This window comes from Streptomyces sp. SCSIO ZS0520, assembly GCF_025643355.1.
GTDB lineage: Bacteria > Actinomycetota > Actinomycetes > Streptomycetales > Streptomycetaceae > Streptomyces > Streptomyces physcomitrii.
Genome location: NZ_CP092644.1, coordinates 4619555 through 4640387, shown reverse-complemented (window position 1 = coordinate 4640387; position 20833 = coordinate 4619555). Strand labels below are relative to the sequence as shown.

At 73.1% G+C, this 20833-nt stretch carries 18 protein-coding genes; 10 read left to right on the top strand and 8 right to left on the bottom strand.

Annotated features, from left to right (window positions below; genetic code table 11):
- Positions 1-7 precede the first annotated feature (7 nt).
- A complete protein-coding gene (locus MID12_RS18300; RefSeq protein WP_040252129.1) occupies positions 8-505 on the top strand; it encodes a hypothetical protein in 498 nt (165 codons plus the stop codon).
- 19 nt (positions 506-524) lie between these two features.
- Here the strand turns inward: MID12_RS18300 and MID12_RS18295 are convergent, their stop codons facing one another.
- The gene (locus MID12_RS18295) at positions 525-1193 is read right to left on the bottom strand and encodes a pentapeptide repeat-containing protein (RefSeq protein WP_397915770.1); all 669 of its coding nucleotides are present in this window, start codon (positions 1191-1193) and stop codon (positions 525-527) included.
- Positions 1194-1664: 471 nt separating this feature from the next.
- Here MID12_RS18295 and MID12_RS18290 point away from each other — a divergent pair, with 471 nt between their 5' ends.
- From MID12_RS18290 to MID12_RS18270, 5 genes are all read left to right on the top strand, one after another.
- The gene (locus MID12_RS18290) at positions 1665-2948 is read left to right on the top strand and encodes an NAD(P)-binding protein (protein ID WP_263168818.1); all 1284 of its coding nucleotides are present in this window, start codon (positions 1665-1667) and stop codon (positions 2946-2948) included.
- A gap of 408 nt (positions 2949-3356) precedes the next feature.
- Positions 3357-4364, top strand: coding sequence for a zinc-binding dehydrogenase (locus tag MID12_RS18285; protein ID WP_263168815.1), 1008 nt, complete (start codon positions 3357-3359; stop codon positions 4362-4364).
- A 69-nt stretch (positions 4365-4433) separates the two neighbouring features.
- A complete protein-coding gene (locus tag MID12_RS18280; RefSeq protein ID WP_052482442.1) occupies positions 4434-5945 on the top strand; it encodes an MFS transporter in 1512 nt (503 codons plus the stop codon).
- A gap of 52 nt (positions 5946-5997) precedes the next feature.
- Positions 5998-6909 carry a TIGR03620 family F420-dependent LLM class oxidoreductase gene (locus MID12_RS18275; protein ID WP_040252124.1) on the top strand — a complete coding sequence of 304 codons (912 nt, stop codon included), beginning with the start codon at positions 5998-6000 and terminating at the stop codon, positions 6907-6909.
- Between the two features lie 346 nt (positions 6910-7255).
- Positions 7256-8335, top strand: coding sequence for a DUF3533 domain-containing protein (locus tag MID12_RS18270; protein ID WP_040252121.1), 1080 nt, complete (start codon positions 7256-7258; stop codon positions 8333-8335).
- 102 nt (positions 8336-8437) lie between these two features.
- Here the strand turns inward: MID12_RS18270 and MID12_RS18265 are convergent, their stop codons facing one another.
- From MID12_RS18265 to MID12_RS18235, 7 genes are all read right to left on the bottom strand, one after another.
- Complete coding sequence (locus MID12_RS18265) at positions 8438-9220, bottom strand: ABC transporter permease (protein ID WP_040252118.1); 783 nt, start codon at positions 9218-9220, stop codon at positions 8438-8440.
- A gap of 249 nt (positions 9221-9469) precedes the next feature.
- Positions 9470-10216 (bottom strand): succinate dehydrogenase/fumarate reductase iron-sulfur subunit, encoded by a 747-nt coding sequence (locus tag MID12_RS18260; protein WP_263168806.1) that lies wholly within the window; start codon positions 10214-10216, stop codon positions 9470-9472.
- Positions 10213-12171, bottom strand: a complete 1959-nt coding sequence (locus MID12_RS18255) for a fumarate reductase/succinate dehydrogenase flavoprotein subunit (RefSeq protein WP_040252112.1) — start codon at positions 12169-12171, stop codon at positions 10213-10215. Before MID12_RS18255 ends, MID12_RS18260 begins: the two co-directional genes overlap by 4 nt.
- Before the next feature lies 1 nt (position 12172).
- Positions 12173-12880, bottom strand: coding sequence for a succinate dehydrogenase (locus MID12_RS18250; RefSeq protein ID WP_078845459.1), 708 nt, complete (start codon positions 12878-12880; stop codon positions 12173-12175).
- Between the two features lie 159 nt (positions 12881-13039).
- Entirely contained in the window at positions 13040-13687 is a 648-nt protein-coding gene (locus tag MID12_RS18245; protein ID WP_052482441.1) for a helix-turn-helix transcriptional regulator, read from the bottom strand.
- A 140-nt stretch (positions 13688-13827) separates the two neighbouring features.
- Positions 13828-15261 carry a sensor histidine kinase gene (locus MID12_RS18240; protein ID WP_263168800.1) on the bottom strand — a complete coding sequence of 478 codons (1434 nt, stop codon included), beginning with the start codon at positions 15259-15261 and terminating at the stop codon, positions 13828-13830.
- Between the two features lie 12 nt (positions 15262-15273).
- Positions 15274-16047: a response regulator transcription factor gene (locus MID12_RS18235; RefSeq protein ID WP_263168798.1), complete on the bottom strand. Its 774-nt coding sequence runs from the start codon at positions 16045-16047 to the stop codon at positions 15274-15276.
- A gap of 263 nt (positions 16048-16310) precedes the next feature.
- Between MID12_RS18235 and MID12_RS18230 the strand changes: the two genes are divergently transcribed.
- The 4 genes from MID12_RS18230 (at position 16311) to MID12_RS18215 (ending at position 20729) form a co-directional block, all read left to right on the top strand.
- Positions 16311-17648, top strand: a complete 1338-nt coding sequence (locus tag MID12_RS18230; RefSeq protein WP_078845063.1) for a cation:dicarboxylate symporter family transporter — start codon at positions 16311-16313, stop codon at positions 17646-17648.
- Between the two features lie 111 nt (positions 17649-17759).
- Positions 17760-18473: a helix-turn-helix transcriptional regulator gene (locus MID12_RS18225; protein WP_078845062.1), complete on the top strand. Its 714-nt coding sequence runs from the start codon at positions 17760-17762 to the stop codon at positions 18471-18473.
- 218 nt (positions 18474-18691) lie between these two features.
- On the top strand, positions 18692-19285 hold the full coding sequence (locus MID12_RS18220) for an NADPH-dependent FMN reductase (RefSeq protein WP_263168791.1): 594 nt from the start codon (positions 18692-18694) through the stop codon (positions 19283-19285).
- Positions 19286-19295: 10 nt separating this feature from the next.
- Positions 19296-20729 carry a cation:dicarboxylate symporter family transporter gene (locus tag MID12_RS18215; protein ID WP_263168789.1) on the top strand — a complete coding sequence of 478 codons (1434 nt, stop codon included), beginning with the start codon at positions 19296-19298 and terminating at the stop codon, positions 20727-20729.
- Positions 20730-20833: the final 104 nt, after the last annotated feature.

The window sequence follows — 20833 nt, the reverse complement described above, 5'->3', positions numbered from 1 at the left end:
TCGGCCCGTGCTCGACATCGGCTACGCCCTCTCCACCCGCTTTCCCGACCCCCCGCAGACCGACTACCGGGTGGCGGACGTCCGCGCGCTGCGGCACGACCTCTTCTGCGGGGACGTCTACCTCGCGGACACCGGGAAGGACCGGGAGCTGTCCACAGCCTGGGGATGGGTGCCGGTGCTCGACTTCGCCTGGGCGCTCTGCGACATCACCGAGCAGCTCGACCGGGACCCGCTCGGCAGCCGCGCCTCCCGCCCCCAGCACGCCGAGCTGGACTTCACCGAGTCCAGCGACCGGCTGTACTTCGCGCGCCGCTTCGGCTGGGTCGAGATCGAGGCGGACTGGTCGCGCGCCGACGAGCCCCCGCTGAGCTTCGCCCACGCCGAACTCCGCCGGGAGAGCCGGGACTTCCTCCAGGACCTGGTGGCCGACCTGTGCGACCTGCACGAGGCGCTGGCCGACAACCCCGCGATCTGGAGCCTCCAGGCCCGCTTCCCCCGGGTGTGAGGACCGGCCGGCACTCCCGCTAGGCCTCCGCCACCCGCACCCCCAGCTGCGCCGCGAACACCGGTGCCAGATCGAGCAGTTGACCGGAGCTGATCACCGCGCCGGAGAGGGAGTCCACGCCGCGGGCGATGCCCAGCTCGGTGGCCGCGCGCAGGTCCACCTCGCGCAGCTTGGCCCCGGAGAAGTCCGCCTCGCGCAGGACGCAGTCGAGGAACTGGACCCGCTCCAGAGCGGCCCCCTGGAAGTCCGGCTCCACCAGCACACAGCCCTCGAAGACCACGTCCCGCAGCTTCGCCGCGCGCAGGTTCAGATAGTCGATCTTGCCGCCGCGCACCCGCACCCGCTCCAGCGAGGAGGCGTGCAGCTGCACCCCGCCGAGGCGCGGCTCCACCAGCTCCACGTCCCGTAGCGAGGCCTCGGCGAGATCGGTGCCGACGCCGCGTATCTCCGTCAGGCGGGAGTCGAGGAAGCGGGCTCCGCGCAGCCGGGTGCCGTCCACCGCGCACCCCGTGAGGGCGCAGTCGAGGAAGCGGGCGCCCCCGCCGTCCTGCTCCGCCAGATCCAGGTCCCGGAACTCCACCCCGTCGTAGTCCCCGTCGGGGCGCAGCCCGCCGCCCCCGAAGGCCACCAGCTCGGGCAGCCGGATCTCGGGCCGCCGCGCCTGCCGCACCACTGCTTTCCCTGCCATGCCCGCCATCCTGCACCCCGCCACTGACAACGCGGCTAGCCCACCGCGTACGCCCGTCCCCCTCGCCTACGCCCATCCCCACCGCGTCTGCCGGTCCCCCACCGCCGCGTCCGTCCCGCGCCCGTACGCCCCGGTCCGCACGTACGCACGTACGCACGTACGCACGGACACGCGCACACCCGGACCCGCACCCCGTGCGCCCGCCCCGTGCACTCTCGGCAGGCATGTCGTTATCTGTCACAGATGAGACCAGATAGACCGGAATGTCTAAAGCTCATCTCCTGATCCGCCGCACCGACCGACAGCCCACCGGAACCGCACAATCCGCCCGCTCCCCCGCCCCCCGCTCCCCTTCCCCACTCGCCCGCCCGCTCTCGCGCTCGCGCGCTGCGTGCCGCACCGGCACCCGCGGGCCGGCGGCGAGCGGGTGGGGCGCGGCAGGCGGAACAGCGGAGCACAGGAAGGAATCCCATGTCCGAGTCCTCGCGAGGGGCCCGTTCGAAGCCCCGTCTCACCGTCGTCGGCGGCGGTTTCGCCGGTCTCACCGCCGCCATCACCGCCGCCGAAGGGGGCGCCGAGGTCACCCTCCACGAGGCGCACCGCAGCCTCGGCGGGCGGGCGCGTACCGCCGAGGCCGAGGGGCGCTACCGGACCAACGACGGGCCGCACGCCCTCTACAACGGCGGCGCGCACTGGGCCTGGCTGCGCGCCCGGAACCTGATCGGCCGGCTCGCGCCGCTCTCCCCCGTCGAGGCGCTGCGGCTGCGCCTGCACCACCGGGGCCGACTGCACCGCCTGCCGCCCCTCGGCATGCTGCGGCTGCTCGGCCGCTCCCCGGCGAAGGCCCCGGTCGACGCCGACTTCCTCGGCTGGGCCACCGGGGAGGTCGGCCCCACCGGTGCCCGCGCCGCCGCCCACTACGCGGCGGTCGCCCTCTTCCACCACGACCCCGGCGCCCTCTCCGCAGCCTTCGTCCAGGAGCGGCTGCGCCGGGCCACCAAGCTGCCCCCGGAGGCGCACTACCCGCGCGGCGGCTGGTCCTCGGTCATCGAGCGGATGGCGGCGCACGCCCGGGACCTCGGGGTACGCACCGAGACCGGCGCGCGCCTGGACCGGCTGCCCGAGGACGGACCGGTCGTGGTGGCGACCTCGCTGGCCGCCGCCCGGAGCCTCCTGGACGACGAGAGCCTGAGCTGGCCGAGCGGGCGCACCGTCCTCCTCGACCTCGCGGTACGCGCCCGCCGGGGCGATGCCTTCGCCCTCTCCGACCTGGACGCACCCGGCTGGATCGAGCGGTTCAGCGCCTTCGACCCCACCCTCGCGCCCGCCGGGGAGCAGCTGATCCAGGGCCAGATCCCGATCGGCCCCGGTCAGGGCAAGGCCGAGGGCACCGCCCGCGCCGAGCACCTGCTCGACCTCGGCATGCCGGGCTGGCGCGACCGGCTCACCTGGCGGCGCACCTCCCTGGCCGAGGGCCGCACGGGCGCCGTCGACCACCCGGGCACCACCTGGCGGGACCGCCCCGCGATCGACCGCGGCGACGGCGTCTTCCTCGCGGGCGACCAGGTCGCCGCCCCCGGAGTCCTCAGTGAGGTCTCCTTCCACAGCGCCGTCGAGGCCGCCACCCTCGCGCTCCGTTCGGCCGGGCGCGGCTCCGTGACCGGCAACGGCCCCGGCAACGGCCCCGGCAGCGGAACCAGCGGCGGCAAGGACCCGGCGACCGGCCCCCGCGACCGCCGGGGAGTACGCGGCTGAACCGGCCGGGAGTACGCGGGCTGAGCCAACCACCAAGCGGAGGGCGGACCGAGGCCGGTCCCAGGGTGAAGTCCGGGGCCGGTCGCAGGGTGGAGTCCGAGGCCGGTCCCAGGGTGGAGTCCGAGGCCGGTCGCAGATGGATCCGAGGGCGGCCCGACAGCCGGACCGCGGGAACGCCGGAACGCGGGAACGCGGATACACGGCGATACAGCGCCACGGAATCGCTCAGCCCGGACCCGCGAACCCTGACCGCCCGCCCCCGACCGCACGCCCCCGAACCCCCTTGACCTGAATCCCACTTGAGGTTGAAGAGTGGTCAGCGCGGCCGCCCCGCACGGCGACCGCCGCTCCGCTCCGCTCCCGTACGGCCCACCGGCCAGGTCGGTCACGTCCGAAAGGCAGTTCCGCATGCGCGCGATCCGGCTCCACACCTTCGGCCCGGCCGGCAACCTCCGCCTGGAGGAGGTCGCCGACCCGGAACCCGGGCCCGGGCAGGTCCTGGTCGCCGTCGCCGCGGCCGGGGTGCACCTCCTCGACGCCGCGATCCGCGGCGGGGTCAAGGGACCGCTGCCCGCGCTGCCCGAGCTGCCGACGATCCCCGGCCGGGAGGTCGCCGGGACGGTCCGCGCGCTCGGCCCGGGCACCGACCCCGGCTGGCTCGGCAAGGAGGTCGTCGCCCACCTCGGCCTCGCACCCGGCGGCTACGCCGAACTCGCCGCGGTGGACGCCGACCGCCTGCACGAGGTCCCCGGCGGCCTCGACCCGGCCGGGGCCGTCGCGCTCATCGGCACCGGGCGCACCGCGATGGGCATCGTGCAGTTCGCGGAGCCGGGGCCCGGGGACCTCGTCGTCATCCCGGCGGCGGCCGGGGGCCTCGGCGGCTTCCTGCTGCAGTACGCCGAGCAGGCGGGCGCCACCGTCCTCGGCCTCGCGGGCGGCAGCCGCAAGACGGCCCTGGTCGCGGCGGGCGGCGCCGATCTCGCCCTCGACTACACCGACCCCGGCTGGCCGGAGAAGGCCGCCGCCTGGCTCGACGGCCGGGCCGCCACCCTCGTCTACGACGGCGTCGGCGGCGAGGCGGCCCGGGCCGCCGTGGAGCTGCTCGGCCCGGGCGGCACCCACCTCGTCTTCGGCTGGTCCGCGGAGGGCATCGGCAGCGAGAGCGGCGGGTTCCGGCTCGGCGAGCAGGAGTCAAGGGCCCGCGGCATCACCACGCTGGAGGTCCTCGGCCCCCCGATGATGCGCCGCGCCGGTGGCGAGAACCCGATCCGCACCCTGGAGCTGCGCGCCCTCGGCCACGCCGCCGCCGGGCGGCTGCGGCCCGTGGTGCAGCGCTATCCGCTGGCCGAGGCCGCCCGCGCGCACGAGGACCTCGCCGGGCGCCGCACCGTCGGCAAGGTGGTCCTCGAACCCTGAGGGGCGGCCCGGGCGGGGCCGGTCGGCGCCCGGATGCGAGGGCCCCCGTTCCATGGTGTTCTGTCCCTTGTGTCAGCCAATGGGACAGCCGCGACCGCACCCCAGCCGCCCCAGGACAAGCACCGCTGGTGGGCCCTGGTCGTCATCGCGCTGGCCCAGCTCATGGTGGTGCTCGACGCGACCATCGTGAACATCGCGCTCCCCTCCGCACAGCGCGAACTGGGCATCTCCGACGGCAACCGGCAGTGGGTCATCACCGCCTACACCCTCGCCTTCGGCGGACTGCTGCTGCTCGGCGGGCGGATCGCGGACTACGTGGGCCGCAAGCGCACCTTCATCATCGGCCTGATCGGCTTCGCCGCCGCCTCCGGACTCGGCGGCGCGGCAGCCAACGCGGGCATGCTCTTCGGCGCCCGCGCCCTCCAGGGCGTCTTCGCTGCGGTCCTCGCCCCGTCCGCGCTCTCGCTCCTGACGACGACCTTCACCGACCCGAGGGAGCGCAGCAAGGCCTTCGGCATCTACGGCGCGATCGCGGGCGGCGGCGCGGCGATCGGCCTGATCATGGGCGGCGTCCTCACCGAGTACCTGGACTGGCGCTGGTGCCTGTACGTCAACATCCCGATCGCCGCCCTCGCCGCGCTCGGCGCCCTCGCGCTGCTCCACGACCGCCCCGGCCACCGCGAGGCCCGCCTCGACGTCCCCGGTGTGCTGCTCGGCTGCGGCGGACTCGTCGCCATCGTCTACGGCTTCAGCGAGGCCGAACCCCGGGGCTGGAGCGACGGCCTGGTCCTCACCCTGCTGTGCGGCGGCGTCCTGCTGCTGCTCTGCTTCGTACGCTGGCAGACCCGGGCCCCGCACCCGCTGCTGCCGCTGCACATCATCCGGGACCGCAACCGGGCGGGCAGCTTCCTGACCATGGGGCTCGCGACCATCGGCCTGTTCGGCCTCTTCCTCTTCATGACCTTCTACCTCCAGACGATCCTGGAGTACTCGCCGCTGAAGACCGGGCTCGCCTTCCTGCCGATGACCGCCACCATCATCATCGGCTCCACCCAGATCAGCGCCCGGCTGCTGCACCGCGTACCGCCGCGGATGCTGATGGTCCCCGGCATGCTGCTCGCCGCCACCGGCCTCGGCCTGCTGACCCAGCTCACCGTGGACTCCGGCTACCCCTCGCACATCCTGCCCGCGCTGCTCATCCTCGGCCTCGGCATGGGCCTCACCTTCATGCCGGTGATGTCGACCGCCACCCAGGGCGTGGCCCCGCGGGACTCCGGCGTCACCTCGGCGACGGTCAACACCGCCCAGCAGGTGGGCGGTTCGATCGGCACCGCGCTCCTCAACACCATCGCCACCACCTCGGCCACCCACTGGGTCACCTCCCGTCTGACCCGCGATCCCGCGCAGCGCTCCCGTATCGCCCGGGAGGGCATCGTGCACGGCTACACGGTCGCCATCTGGTGGGCGGTCGGGGTCATGCTGCTCGCCGGGCTGATCGCCGGGACCATGGTGACCATGCGCGCGCCGAAGCACGACGGCCGCGACAGCGAGGGCGCCGACCAGGCCGCGGGCGTGTTCTGAGGCCCGGGGCGGATCCGCCGGTACGCCGGCCGCCCCGCGCATAATCGGAACCATGTCGTCACTCAACGGCCCCGTGGGCCTGTGGACCAGCACACTTGACGGACTGCCACCCGGCGAGGCCGCCGAGACCGTCGCCGCGCTCGACGAACAGGGCTGGGACTCCCTGTGGTGCGGGGAGGCCTACGGCCGGGAGGCCTTCACCGCCGCGCAGTGGTACCTCGGGGCGAGCCGCCGGATGGCCGTCGGCACCGGCATCGCCAGCATCTACGGCCGGGACGCCCTCGCCGCCGCGGCCGCCGGGCGCACCCTGCACGCGGCGTACGGCGGACGCTTCCTGCTCGGCCTCGGCGTCTCGCACGCCCCGCTCGTGGAGCGGCTGCGCGGCCACGACTACGGCCGCCCGCTCGCCGCGATGCGCGCCTATCTGGACGCTCTGGACGCGGCCCCGGCCCTGGTCGCGGGCGAGTCCGAGGCTCCGCCCCGGCTGCTCGCCGCCCTCGGCCCGCGCATGCTGGAGCTGGCCCGCGACCGCGCCCAGGGCGCCCACCCGTACCTGGTCACCCCGGAGCACACGGCCCGGGCCCGCGAGATCCTCGGCGGCGCGGCCGGGGAGACTCCGGCGCCGCTGCTGGTGGTCGAGCAGGCGGCGGTGGTCGACCCGGCCGCCGACCGCGACCCCGAGACCTGGCGCAGCCGCGCCCACGCCCATCTGGAGGTCTACACGGGCCTGCCCAACTACCGCGCCTCCTGGCGGCGCCAGGGCTTCACCGAGGAGGACTTCGTCCGCGGCGGCAGCCCCCGCCTCGCCGAGGCCCTGGTCACCCGCGGCCTCGACGCCACCCGCGCCCGCGTACGGGAACACCTGGACGCGGGCGCCACCTCGGTGGTCGTCCAGGTACTCGGCGCCGACGCCGCGAAGCCCCCGGTCGAGGACTGGACCCGGCTGGCCGAGGCGGTGCTCTAGGGCGGTTGCCGCGGGGCGGTTGCTCGCGAGGCGGTTGCTCGCGGGCCGGTTGCTCCGGGAGCGGTGGCCCGGAGGCGGAGGCCGCCCCGGTGGCGGAGGCCGCCCCGGTGGCCCCGGTGGGGCCCACCCGCGCAGGGCCCCACCGCCCCCTCCCCCAAGGACCTCCCCTCCCACGGCCTCCCCCCCCTTTTCACCCGTTACGCGAACCTGGAGTGTCAGCCTTTGCTCCGGCGGCGGCCGGCGGAATCCTGGGACGGCAGCGGAACACCCGGGAGCCGTCGCGCCCGCTCCCCCGGCGGGCATCCGCGGACGAACGGGCCGAAGAACGACGGAAACCGAGGTCCCCGTGACGCCCCCCGCCTCCTCGCAGGAGACCCCCGAGACCCCGCCCTCCGAGACCCCGCCCTCCGGGACCCTGGCCGCCGATCTGCGCGACGCCCTGAGCCTGCGCGGGCTGCTCCTGATCACCGGAGTCCTCGCCCTGCAACTCGGCTTCGTCCTCTCCTACATCGGCGCCTTCCACGCCCCGGCGCCGCACCGCATCCCGGTGGCGGTGGTGGCCCCGGCGCAGGTCTCCGACCAGGTCGTGGACCGGCTCAACGCGATGCGGAACGACCCGGTCGAGGCCCGCACCGCCGAGGGCGAGCGGGAGGCGCGCGGACTGCTGCTCGACCGTACGGTGGACGCCGCGATCCTGATCGACGCGCGCGGCAGGAAGGACACCCTGCTCGTCGCCTCCGCGGGCGGACCGGCGCTCACCGCCACCGCCACCCAGATCGCCCAGAGCCTCGAACGCGCGGAGAACCGGCAGGTCGAGGTCCGCGACATCCGCGCCCCCGGCGCGAAGGACGGCCGCGGGATGTCCTCCTTCTACCTGGTCCTCGGCTGGATCATCGGCGGCTATCTGGCCGCGGCGATCTGCGGCATGGCGGGCGGCGCCCGGCCGGCCACCCTCCCCCGCACCGTGGTCCGCCTGGGCGCCCTCGCCCTGTACGCCCTGGTCTCCGGCCTCGGCGGGGCGATCATCGCCGACCCCGTACTCGGCGCCCTGCCCGGGCACTTCGGCGCGCTGTGGGCCCTCGGCGCGCTCGTCGTCTTCGCCGCCGCCGCGACCACCGTCGCCTTCCAGGTGCTGTGGGGCGTCCTCGGCATCGGCGTGGCCATCGTCCTCTTCGTGGTCCTCGGCAACCCGAGCGCCGGCGGCGCCTACCCCTCCGCCCTGCTCCCCGCCTTCTGGCGCGCCATCGGCGACTGGCTGCCCCCGGGCGCGGGCACCACCGCCGTCCGCAACACCGTCTACTTCTCCGGCCACGCCCTCACCCGGCCCCTGTGGGTACTGGCGGCCTACGCGGCCGGGGGCACCGCCCTCGCGGTCACGGCCTCGGCGTTCCATCTGCGGCGGGGGCGGCGGGAGACGGCGGCCTGAGGGGAACGGGAGCCCGGCCGCTGGACGGTGCGGCGTGGACTCGGCGGTACGGGAGGGAAGTCGGCCGTACGGGAGGGAAGTCGGCCGCCCGCTCCCAGGGCCTCACCCTTCCTTGCCCGCCCGGTGGACCCTTCCCCGGGCGACCAGTTCCACCGTCACCGCGACCGCCACCGACTGCACGGCCATCAGGGCGATCAGGACGAAGAGCTGGACCGCGCCCGCGCGCAGCGGGCTGGCACCGGCGAGGAGCATGCCGACGAAGGCGCCGGGGAGGGTGACCAGGCCGACCGTGCGGGTCTGGTCGAGGCCGGGGAGGAGGGCGTCCGAGGCGGCGGGGCGGGCGATCTCCATGCGGGCCTCGCGGTCGGGGAGGCCGAGGGCCAGGGCGGCCTCCACCTCGCCGTGGCGGGCGGTGAGTTCGTCCAGGGCGCGGCGGCCCGCGAGGACGGTGACCGTCATGGCGCCGCCGATCAGGATGCCGGTGACCGGGATCAGCGCGAGGCCCTTCGGCGGGACCAGGCCGCAGAGCAGCAGGGCGGCGACCACCGGGACGACGCCCGCGGTGATCGGGGCGAGGGTCAGCCAGCCGGTGGTGTTGCCGGTGATGCGGTGGCCCGCGGTGCGGACCGCGACGGTGAGCATGACGAGCAGGAAGGCGGCGAGGCCCCAGGGCGAGCGGACCGCCCACTCGATCACCAGGGAGACGGCGGCCAGTTGGATCGCGGCCCGTACTCCGGCGAAGAGCATCTCCCGCCCGCGCCGGGTACGGGAGTCGGGGGACAGCCCGTACCAGCGGGCGACCGCGGCGGCGGCCAGGAGCAGGACCGCGAGCAGGATGCCCAGGGTCAGGTTGACCGGGACCAGGGATGCCGCGCTGAGGGTCACCCGCCCAGGGTAGGGAGGTGGCGGCCCGCAGCGGGAGCAGGGCATCGGCCGACTCCCGAAGGCCCGATCGGGCACCGGGGGACGCGGCCCGGACCCCGGGGGAACCGGCCCGGACCCCGGACACACCTCGGCCGGCGGAACCGCGGAGGTTCCGCCGGCCGAAGCGGGTGCGAGGTCTGCGTCCGTTGGACCTCGCACCCGACACCCCGTCCACGGAGCATTGCTTGGGGGTGTCGCCGGGCAGGAGGGTCAGCGCTTGGACTTGCGGGTCGCGCGCAGCCACTCCTTGTTCATGGAGGTGATCGACATCAGCGGGATGCCCTTGGGGCAGGCGGTGGCGCACTCCCCGGCGAGGGTGCAGCCGCCGAAGCCCTCCTCGTCCATCTGGGCCACCATGTCCAGGACGCGGGTCTCGCGCTCGGGGGCGCCCTGCGGCAGGACGTTGAGGTGGTTGACCTTGGCCGAGGTGAAGAGCATCGCCGCGCCGTTCGGGCAGGCCGCGACGCAGGCACCGCAGCCGATGCACTCGGCGTGCTCGAAGGCGAGGTCGGCGTCCGGCTTGGGCACCGGGGTGGCGTGCGCCTCGGGGGCGGCGCCGGTCGGGGCGGTGATGAAGCCGCCCGCCTGGATCACCCGGTCGAAGGCGGTGCGGTCCACCACCAGGTCCTTGATGACCGGGAAGGCGGAGGCGCGCCAGGGCTCGATGTCGATGGTGTCGCCGTCCTGGAAGGACCGCATGTGGAGCTGGCAGGTCGTGGTGCGCTCGGGGCCGTGGGCGTCGCCGTTGATGACCAGGCTGCAGGCACCGCAGATGCCCTCGCGGCAGTCGTGGTCGAAGGCGACCGGCTCCTCACCCTTGACGATGAGTTCCTCGTTGAGGGTGTCGAGCATTTCCAGGAACGACATGTCCGGGGAGATGCCGTCGAGCTCGTAGCTGGCCATGGCGCCGTCGGTCTCGGCGTTCTTCTGGCGCCAGACGCGCAGGTTGAGCTTCATGCGTAGCTCCGCTGAGTGGGGTGGACGTACTCGAAGGTGAGCTGCTCCTTGTGGAGCACGGGGGAGGCGCCGGTCTCGGTGAACTCCCAGGCGGCGGCGTAGGAGAACTCCTCGTCCTTGCGGGCGGCCTCGCCGTCGGGGGTCTGCGACTCCTCGCGGAAGTGGCCGCCGCAGGACTCGCTGCGGTGCAGCGCGTCGAGGCACATCAGCTCGGCCAGCTCCAGGTAGTCGACGACCCGGTTCGCCTTCTCCAGCGACTGGTTGAACTCCTCACCGCTGCCGGGCACCTTGATCCGGGTCCAGAACTCCTCGCGGATCTGCGGGATCCGGTCGAGGGCCTTGCGCAGTCCCTCGTCGGTACGGGCCATTCCGCAGAACTCCCAGACGAGTTCGCCGATCTCGCGGTGGAAGGAGTCCGGGGTGCGGTCCCCGTCGACGGCGAGCAGCTTGGCGAGGCGGTCCTTGGTCTCGTTGACCACGGCCACCGACGCCGGGTGGGTGTCGTCGACCTCGTCCTTGTGCGGGTTGCGCGCCAGGTAGTCGTTGATGGTGGACGGCAGGACGAAGTAGCCGTCGGCCAGGCCCTGCATCAGCGCAGAGGCGCCGAGGCGGTTGGCGCCGTGGTCGGAGAAGTTGGCCTCGCCGACCGCGAAGAGGCCGGGGATCGAGGTCTGCAGGTCGTAGTCGACCCAGAGTCCGCCCATCGTGTAGTGGATGGCGGGGTAGATCCGCATCGGGGTCTCGTACGGGTTCTCCGCGGTGATCCGCGCGTACATGTCGAAGAGGTTGCCGTACTTGGCCTCGACGGCCTTGCGGCCCATGCGCTTGATGGCGTCGGCGAAGTCGAGGTAGACGCCCTGGCCGCCGGGGCCGACGCCGCGGCCCTCGTCGCAGACGTTCTTCGCGGCGCGGGAGGCGATGTCGCGGGGCACCAGGTTGCCGAAGGAGGGGTAGATGCGCTCCAGGTAGTAGTCGCGCTCCTCCTCGGGGATCTCGGCGGCCGGGCGGTTGTCGCCCTTGGCCTTGGGCACCCAGATGCGGCCGTCGTTGCGCAGCGACTCGCTCATCAGCGTCAGCTTGGACTGGTGGTCGCCGGAGCGCGGGATGCAGGTCGGGTGGATCTGCGTGAAGCAGGGGTTGGCGAAGTAGGCGCCGCGGCGGTGGGCGCGCCAGATCGCGGTGGCGTTGGAGTTCATGGCGTTCGTCGACAGGTAGAAGACGTTGCCGTAGCCGCCGCTGGCGAGGACCACCGCGTCGGCGAAGTAGGTGTCGATCTTCCCGGTGACGAGGTCGCGGGCGACGATGCCGCGGGCCCGGCCGTCGACCACGATCAGGTCGAGCATCTCGGTGCGCGCGTGCATCTCGACGCCGCCGGAGGCGATCTGCCGGGAGAGCGCCTGGTAGGCGCCGAGCAGCAGCTGCTGGCCCGTCTGGCCGCGCGCGTAGAAGGTACGGGAGACCTGCACGCCGCCGAAGGAGCGGGTGTCGAGGAGGCCGCCGTACTCGCGGGCGAAGGGCACGCCCTGGGCCACGCACTGGTCGATGATCTCCACCGAGATCTGCGCCAGGCGGTGCACATTGGACTCGCGGGCGCGGAAGTCGCCGCCCTTGACGGTGTCGTAGAAGAGGCGGTGGATCGAGTCGCCGTCGTTGCGGTAGTTCTTCGCGGCGTTGATGCCGCCCTGCGCGGCGATGGAGTGGGCGCGGCGCGGGGAGTCCTGGAAGCAGAACTGGATGACGTGGTAGCCCTGTTCGGCCAGGGTGGCGCCGGCGGCGCCGCCCGCGAGGCCGGTGCCGACCACGATGACCTTGTGTTTGCGGCGGTTGGCCGGGTTCACGAGTTTGGCTTGGAAGCGCCGGGTGTCCCAGCGCTCGTTGACCGGGCCCTCGGGGGCCTGGGTGTCCTTGACCGGTTCGCCGACGGTGTACTGCGCGTAGGTGCTGTGCGAGGTCATGTCAGCTCACGACTCCGGTCATGACGGCCACGGGCACGGAGATGAACCCGACGGTGAGGATGAGGGCGAGGCCGTTCGCGGTGGCCTTCAGGACGCGCTCGCGGGTGCGGCTGCCGACGCCGATGGTCTGCGCCGCGCTCCAGAACCCGTGCCGCACGTGCATGCCCATGGCCAGCATCGCGACGATGTAGATGACGTTGCCGTACCAGGTGGAGAAGGTGTCCACGACGTTCTGGTAGGGCTTGCCGTCCTCGAAGCCGTCGGGGTGCACGGTCCCGGTGGTGAGGTCCAGGATGTGCCAGACGATGAAGAGCCCGAGGATCACGCCGCCCCAGCGCATGGTGCGGGTCGCGTAGCTCATCCGCGCCTTCTTGTGGACGTACTTCTGCGGGCGCGCCTTGATGTCGCGGCGGCTCAGCTGGTACGCGCAGACGGCGTGCAGGATCACCGAGGTCAGCAGGACCACGCGGGCGATCCACAGTCCCCACATCCGGTGCAGGAAGGGTTCTCCCACGACGCGCAGCCAGTGCCCGTACTCGTTGAAGTCGTCGGCCCCGAAGAAGATCTTCGCGTTGCCCATCATGTGGACGACGAGGTACCCGATCATGATCAGACCGGTGACGCCCATCACGATCTTCTTGCCGACGGTCGAGTCCCAGAAGGAGCGCGCCATGGACGGCCGTCGGTCCGTCCGCGTTGCCAGTGCCATGGACACGACGGTAGAGCCTGCGGGGTCGACAGCACCAAGATATGGGAGCGATCAACTCCATAGCCCATGCCTATGAAGCCCGCTTCCCGGGCCGTGGTGCTGCCCGCCGGGCGGCCGGGTAAACCGCTCGGATCCGGCCGGACAAGGGCCGGGGTCGGCTCAGATCCAGCCGCGCTCCACGGCTCGGACCCCCGCCTCGAAGCGGCTCTGCGCGCCGAGGCGCTCCATCAGCTGCGCCACCACCCGGCGCACGGTGCGGTCCGACATGCCCAGCTGCCGGGCGACCGCGCTGTCCGTGAGCCCCTGCATCAGCATCCGCAGCATCTGCCGCTCGGCCTCGCTGGGCGCGTCGTCCCGCTGGTCCGGCGGCACCTCCGCGCGCTGCCAGAGCAGCTGCGCCAGCGCCCCGAAGGCGGGCCGCAGCGGGGCGTCCTCGACCAGGACATACGGGGATCCCGGGTGCAGCCCGGTGGTGAGGACGGCGCCCCGGGAGGTCAGCACCATCGCGCCCGGCGGCAGCCGCGAGCTGTAGCGGACCCGGACGCCCTTCTCCTGCTGCCACTCCAGCTGCCGGGCGATCTCCGGCACCGCGCGCGCCCCGTGCGGGACCACCATCCGGGCGCCGCCCCGGTGGCCCTGGAGCCGGCCCCCGGCGCAGTGCAGCACCTCCAGGAGCTGGTCCTCCACCGAGGTGTAGTTCCAGTAGCAGAAGACCTCGCCGGCACCGGCCGCCAGCAGGTGGTGGGTGGCCTCCGTCAGTTCGGCCGCACCGGGCAGCGGCCGGGAGCCGGTGGTGACCGGGATCATGTCGTCCCCCTGTGAGTGGTGACCCGGGCCCGCGCGGCGGGACGGCTGCCGGGCGCCGCGCGAGCGGGCCCCGTACGCGCCGGAAGGGCCGGTATCGGTGACAACCGGTGGGCGCCCCGGAGGGTTCCCCGATGGCCGGTTCATGCCACCCCCGGTCCGGAAGCGGACAGCGGGGCCGCGCCGGGGGCCTCGCTCCCCGGGCCGCGCTCCTCCCCGCCGGGCTGGGCGGCGACCAGGTGCAGCTGGGCGCTGAGGCCCCGGCCCTCCCCGGCGCGCAACTCCAGGCGCCCGCCCGCGGATTCGATGAGCTTCACCGCGAGGGACAGGCCGATGCCGGTACTGGGGAAGGGGCCCCGGCGCCAGCCGCGCTCCAGCGCCGCCTCCCGCTCGGAGTCCGGCAGCCCGGGGCCCTCGTCGCGGACCTGGATGAGCAGCCGGGGGCCCGAACTCACGATGCTGATCTCCACCACCCCGCCTTCCGGGGAGTATTTGAGGGCGTTGTCGAGGAGGACGTTGAGGGCCTGCTCCACCGCGCCGGAACGGGTCATCCCCCAGGCCCGCCGCGGCATCTTCAGCTTGAGCCGGATACCGCGCCGCTCGGCCACCGAGGCCCAGCCCCGTACGCACTCCTCGACGAGGCCGCAGACCTCGACGACCTGGGTGGAGCGGTCGGCGGGGGTGGCGCGGGCGTGCTCCAGCATCTGGGTCAGGGTGCGGTCCAGGCGGTCCACGTCGGCGAGCAGCCGCTCGTGCCGGTGGGCCGCCTCCTCGGGCAGGTGCGGGGCCAGGTTCTCCAGGCGCAGCCGCAGCGCCACCATCGGGTTGCGCAGCTGGTGGGCGACGTCGGCGAGGAAGCTGCGCCGGTCCTCCATGCTGGTCTGGACGACCGCGGCGAGCCGGTTGACCTCCGCGGACAGCTTCTTGAGGGTGTCCCCCTCCAGGTGCTCGGCGCTGCGGGCGTGGAAGCCGCCCTCGGCCAGTACGTGCAGGGTGGTGCCGATCCGGTCCAGATCGCGCAGAGTACGGCGGCGCTGGAGGGCGGCGGGCAGGAAGCACAGGGTGATGCCGACCGGCAGCAGCAGGCCGAACAGCCCCCAGGCGGTGAGGATCTCGCTGCGCAGCCCGTCCGCGGACTGCTGGAGCATCAGCTCGCCGAGGGGCACGCCGCCCGCCGTGAGGACGGCGGTGGCGCACAGCCGGGTGTCCACCGCGGGCAGCAGCCGCTCCCCCCACTGGCTGCGGGTGGCCTCGCACCGCCACACCGAGGAGGTCCGCAGCCGGGCCTGCCCCCCGGCGCCGACCACCGCGGTACGCACCGAGCCGTCCGGCCGCCGCACCGCGACCCGGGGGTGCTCCCGCCCGGCGATGTCGAGCAGCCGCCGGTCCAGGGCCCGGGGGTCGCCCGCGGCGAGGGTGCGCGAGAGCGGCTCGGCCAGGGACGTGGTGCGGTCGCGGAGACCGGCGGCCGCCTCCTGCCGGGTCTGCTTGGCGTAGAGCCAGCCGAGGGGGACGAGCAGCGCGGTGAGCACGAGGCCGATCAGGGCGCACTGGACGAGGGAGTAGATCTGCCGCATGGCCGGGCGGGCTCAGGTGCCGGACTGCGGCTGGAAGCTGAAGCCGACCCCGCGCGTGGTCCTGATCCACTGGGTCGAGCCGAGCTTGCGGCGCAGGGTGGCGACATGGGTGTCCAGGGTGCGCGAACTGCCCGCCCACTGCTGGTCCCAGACGGTGTCCAGGAGCTGCTCGCGCAGGAAGACCCGGCCGGGCGCGCCGGCGAGCAGGACGAGGAGTTCGTACTCCTTGCGGGTCAGGGTCACGGGGCTGCCGTCCAGGAGGACCGCGCGCCGGGCCGGGTCGATGGTCAACCGGCCGTGGCTCAGGACGTGTTCGCCGGGCTCGGCGGGAGCGGCGGGGCCCGGGGCGGCGGCGGCGTGGGGAGCGGCGGCGTAGGGGGCGGCGGCGTACGGGGCGGCCGCGACCGGCGCCGCGGCGGGTCGGGTCGCGGTGCGGCGCATCACCGCGGCCATCCGGGCCAGCAGCTCCTGGAGCCGGTAGGGCTTGACGATGTAGTCGTCGGCGCCCAGGCGCAGCCCGAGGACCTTGTCCATCTCGTCCGAGCGGGCGGTCACCGCGATGATCGGCACCGCGCAGGCGGCGCGCAGCCCCCGGCAGACCTCCAGGCCGTCCATGTCGGGCAGGTTGAGGTCGAGGAGCACGATGTCGCCGTAGCCGGCGGTCTCGACCCGGCTCAACGCCTCGCCCCCGGTGGCCACATGGTCCACGATCCAGCCGTACTGCTGGAGTCCCTCGGTCAGCGCGTCGGCGACCTCGGCGTCGTCCTCCACGAGCAGGACCCTCATATGGCTGTCATCCCCCAACGATCAGCGCATGCGTGTGTCGTCGCGGACGTCCCCCGTGACGGTCCGTTAGCAGGCGCGGACACCCGATTTCGGTGCCCGCGATGCCCGGTAGTGACGGCCGATCTTACATACGCTTAACGTTCCGCTAAAGATGAGAGAGCCGCGATTTTGCAGAGCCTCCCTACTGTCTGTCCAGAACCGGGGCGGCCGAGCCGCACAGTGGCCCACCTCGGCTTCGTCGCGACACGGGGGTGTGCGAAATCATGGCGGAGGGACCGGCGGATCGTCCCCTGCACCGGACGTTGACCTTCTGGACGATGACCGGTCTGGGGGCCGGCATCGTATTCGGGGTCGTCGCACCGGAAGCGGCGGAGCACTTCCGTTTCCTGGCGGACGCCTTCATCTCGCTGATGACCATGCTCATCGGCCCGGTCATCTTCACCACGGTGGCCGGGGGGCTCGCCTCGCTCGGCGGCCGGCGCCTGCTCGGCGGGCTCTCCCTGAAGGCCGTCTTCTACTTCGAGGCGGTGACCACGCTCGCCCTGGTCATCGGCCTGCTCGTGGGCAATGTCCTCGGCGGGCTGCCGCTGCCCGGCAGCGCGCAGGGCCCCGACGCCGAGGAGGTGGCCCCGCTCCAGCGGCAGGCGGAGAGCTTCGGCAACGGCTCGCTGAGCCTGGACGCGGTGGTGCCGAGCAGCTTCTCCTCCGCCGTGGTCGGCGGCAACCAGCTGCACACGCTGGTGGTGGCCGCGCTGACCGGGGCGGCGCTGATGATGGCCGGGCGGCGGGCCGCGCCGCTGCTCGACCTGATCGACCGCGGCAGCCACATCCTCTTCTACATGGTGCGGATCGTGGTCACCGGGGCGCCGCTCGCGGCCTTCGGCGGCGCCGCGTACACGGCGAGCCGGATCGGCATCGCCCCGCTCGGCGGCCTCGCCTGCCTGATCGTCGCCTTCTATCTGACCTGCGCGGCGGTGGTCCTGCTCGGCTTCGGGCTGCTCGCCAGGGCCAACGGCTTCTCGCTGCTGCGGCTCGTGCGCTATCTGCGGCACGAGATCCTCGTGGTCATCGGCACCTCCTCCTCCAGCCCGGTCTTCCCCCGGGTGCTGCGCAAGCTGGAACTGGCCGGGGCGCCGCGGGGGGTGAGCGCCCCGGTCCTCGCCTCCGGCTACTCGCTGCACCTGGTCGGCACCTGCGTCTACCTCACGATGGCCTCCATGTTCGTCGCCGCGGCCACCGGCAACGGACTCTCCCTCGGGGACCAGCTGCTCCTGCTCGCCATCTCGATGGTGGTGTCCAAGAGCGCGGTGGGGGTGACCGGTTCGGGGCTGCTGACCCTCATCGCGACCCTGGCGGTGACCGAGTCGGTGCCGATGGCGAGCGTCGCCCTGCTCGTCGGCATCGACCGGATCATGTCCGAGGCGCGGGCCGTCACCAATGTCATCGGCAACAGCGTGGCCACGCTGGTGCTCACCAACTGGGCGGGCCATCTCGACCGCGAGCGCCTGTGCCGCGCGCTCGGGGCGAGGCGGCCACTGGAACTCGACCGGCCCGAGGACGATCCCTCGGTCGTCGAAATCCACATATCCGACGGGAAATAGGTTTCGACAATCCGCGGGGCACCCGCCCGGCATCCGATGTGACAATGCGCGTCTCGCTCCTTACCCCCACCCGCACGTCACCGCGTGAATCAGTGGAAAGGGAATCAAGGCATGACCGTGACCACGCTGGAAATACCGTCCGACAGCGACCGGGAAAGGCCGCGGACGCGGCATTCGCCACCGGCGCCGCATTCCTCCCTGCACGCCACGCTGTCCTCGGCACGCCGTGAATTCGTCCTGGTGCGCGGGAATGCGGTGCCGGGGCCCCGGGAACTGCGCCAGGAGGCGGCCGTACTGAAGAGCCTGATGCGCCGCTGGGTGCGCATCAGCGTCCTGTGGGACGAACGGCTGCTGGCCCACCCCGCCCTGGTGGAGTACGTGCTGTGGCAGGCGCGGGCGGGCATCCAGGTGCGGACCGCGCCGCAGGTGCCGGTCACCATGGCGCTGGTCGACGACTCCACCTCGGCGGTCTTCGTCGACCAGGGCGAGGACGCGGCGCACGGCACGCAGACGGTCAGCTTCTCGCGCTGCCCGGACACCGTGGACGTCCTGCACTACCTCTTCCTCGGGCTGTGGGAGGAGGCCGCGCCGCTGGTGGTGGAGAACTGGGCGCCCCCGGAGGACGACCAGTCCCAGGAGGTGCTGCGGATGCTCGCCCGCGGGCTCACCGACGAGCAGATCGCGCACCGGCTCGACGTCTCCAAACGCACCGTCAGCCGCACCGTCGCGAAGCTGATGCGGGAGCTGAACGCCCGCAGCAGATTCGAGGCGGGCGCACAGGCCAGTCGGCTCGGCTGGTTCGGCGCGGCAGACTCCCCGGAGTGAGCGATGCGGACCTTACCGGCGACGCAGCCGCCCCTCTTCCGTCCGGCCCCGCGCCACCCCCTCGGTGCGGCGGCCGAACTCCCCTTGCCCGGCGCCGGATCGGGACAGCCCGCGGCGTCCAGCGGACAGGCTCCTTCAGCGCGCACCGCGGGACCGGGATCGTGTTCCGGTGCTCCGCGTACCCGCGGCACCGGTGGAGGACAGGGGGTGTCGAGACGATGAGCCGGCCTCCCCTGGTGCTGCTGCTCGGCGGCAGCCCCAGCCCGCACTCGCACACCGCCGCCGCCCTGGAGGCCGCCGCCAAAGCCCTGACCTGGCTCGGCGCCGAGGCCCTGGTCTGGGACCTGGCCACCCGCCCGCTCCCGATCGTCGACCCCTGCTGCTACGGCCGCCCCGACCTCTACGCCGACCCGCTGGCCCGGATGCTGCCCGCCACCGCCGCCCGCGCGGACGCCTTCCTGCTCGCCTCCCCCGCGTACCACGGCTCCTTCTCCGGCGCCCTGAAGAACGCCCTGGACCACCTGGACGGCCGCGAGCTGCGGGGCAAGCCGGCCGGGCTGCTCGCGCACGGCGAGGACCTGGACGCGGCGCAGGTCTGCGAGGGCCTCAGGACCGTGACGCGGGCGCTCGGCGCGGTCGCGCTGCCGGAGCAACTGGTCACCGTCCCCGAGGACTTCGGCCGCCTGGACGACGGCGGCCCGCTGCTCACCGACCCCACCGCCCTGGACCGGCTCACCAGCCTGTGCCACTCCCTGCTCACGTACACCCGGCACGCGGCCACCCCAGCCGCCGCCGGTCTGAGAACCGCTTAGGAGCCCCCGGTTGAACCCCACAACGGCCCAGCAGTCCGCGCCCGGTGCGGGACGCGCCCGTACTCATCTGTTGTATCTGGCGGTGATCGTCGCGGTGGCGGCGGGTATCGCGGTGGGATTCATCTGGCCTGATGCGGCGGTGGAGTTGAAGCCGATCGGTACCGGGTTTGTGAATCTGATCAAGATGATGATCTCGCCGATCATCTTCTGCACGATCGTGCTCGGGGTGGGTTCGGTCCGCAAGGCGGCGAAGGTCGGTGCGGTCGGCGGTCTCGCGCTGCTGTATTTCATGGCGATGTCGACGGTGGCGCTGGCGATCGGTCTGGTGGTCGGCAATCTGCTGGAGCCGGGCAGTGGGCTGCACATCACCGAGGCGGTACGCGGGGCGGGCGAGGCCCAGGCCGAGGGTGCGAGTGAGTCCACGACCGATTTCCTGCTGGGGATCATTCCGACGTCGCTGGTGTCGGCGCTGACGGCGGGTGAGGTGTTGCAGACGCTTCTGGTGGCGCTGCTGGTGGGCTTCGGGTTGCAGGCCCTGGGTGATGCGGGGCGTCCGGTGCTGCGGGGGATCGAGCACATTCAGCGTCTGGTGTTCCGGATCTTGTCGATAGTGATGTGGGTGGCGCCGATCGGTGCGTTCGGGGCGATCGCGGCGGTGGTCGGGGAGACGGGTACGGACGCGCTGACCTCGCTCGCGGTGATCATGATCGGGTTCTACACGACGTGTGTGCTGTTCGTGGTCGTGGTCCTGGGGACGTTGTTGAAGCTGGTGACGGGGGTGAACATCTTCCGGTTGCTGGCGTATCTGGGGCGGGAGTTCTTGTTGATCCTGTCGACGTCGTCGTCGGAGTCGGCGTTGCCGCAGTTGATCGCGAAGATGGAGCATCTGGGGGTGTCCAGGCCGGTGGTGGGGATCACCGTGCCGACGGGGTACTCGTTCAATCTGGACGGGACGGCGATCTATCTGACGATGGCGTCGTTGTTCGTGGCGAACGCGATGGATGATCCGCTGAGTGCGGGTGAGCAGATCTCGCTGCTGGTGTTCATGATCATCGCGTCGAAGGGTGCGGCGGGTGTGACGGGTGCGGGGCTCGCGACGCTGGCGGGCGGTCTGCAGTCGCATCGGCCCGAACTCCTGGACGGGGTGGGGTTGATCGTGGGGATCGACCGGTTCATGAGTGAGGCGCGGGCGTTGACGAACTTCGCGGGCAACGCGGTGGCGACGCTGCTGATCGGGACGTGGACCAAGGAGATCGACAAGGCCCGGGTCCGTGAGGTCCTGGCGGGCAAGGCGCCCTTCGACTACAGCAGGCTCGACAAGGCCGCCGCGGACGGCGCGGGCGGACACGAGCACACGGCACCGGGCGAGGGCACGGAACCGCAGGACACCGCCAAGGTCCCCGGCGACGGCCCCACCGGCGAGCCCACCAAGACCGCCCGCTGACCGTCCCAACTCCCGGCTCCCCGGCCCTCGTACTCCGCTCCGCGGACTGGTTCCATGGGGCGCGTACCGGCGCCGAGGGGGCCGGGCGCCGAGCAGCAGCGGAG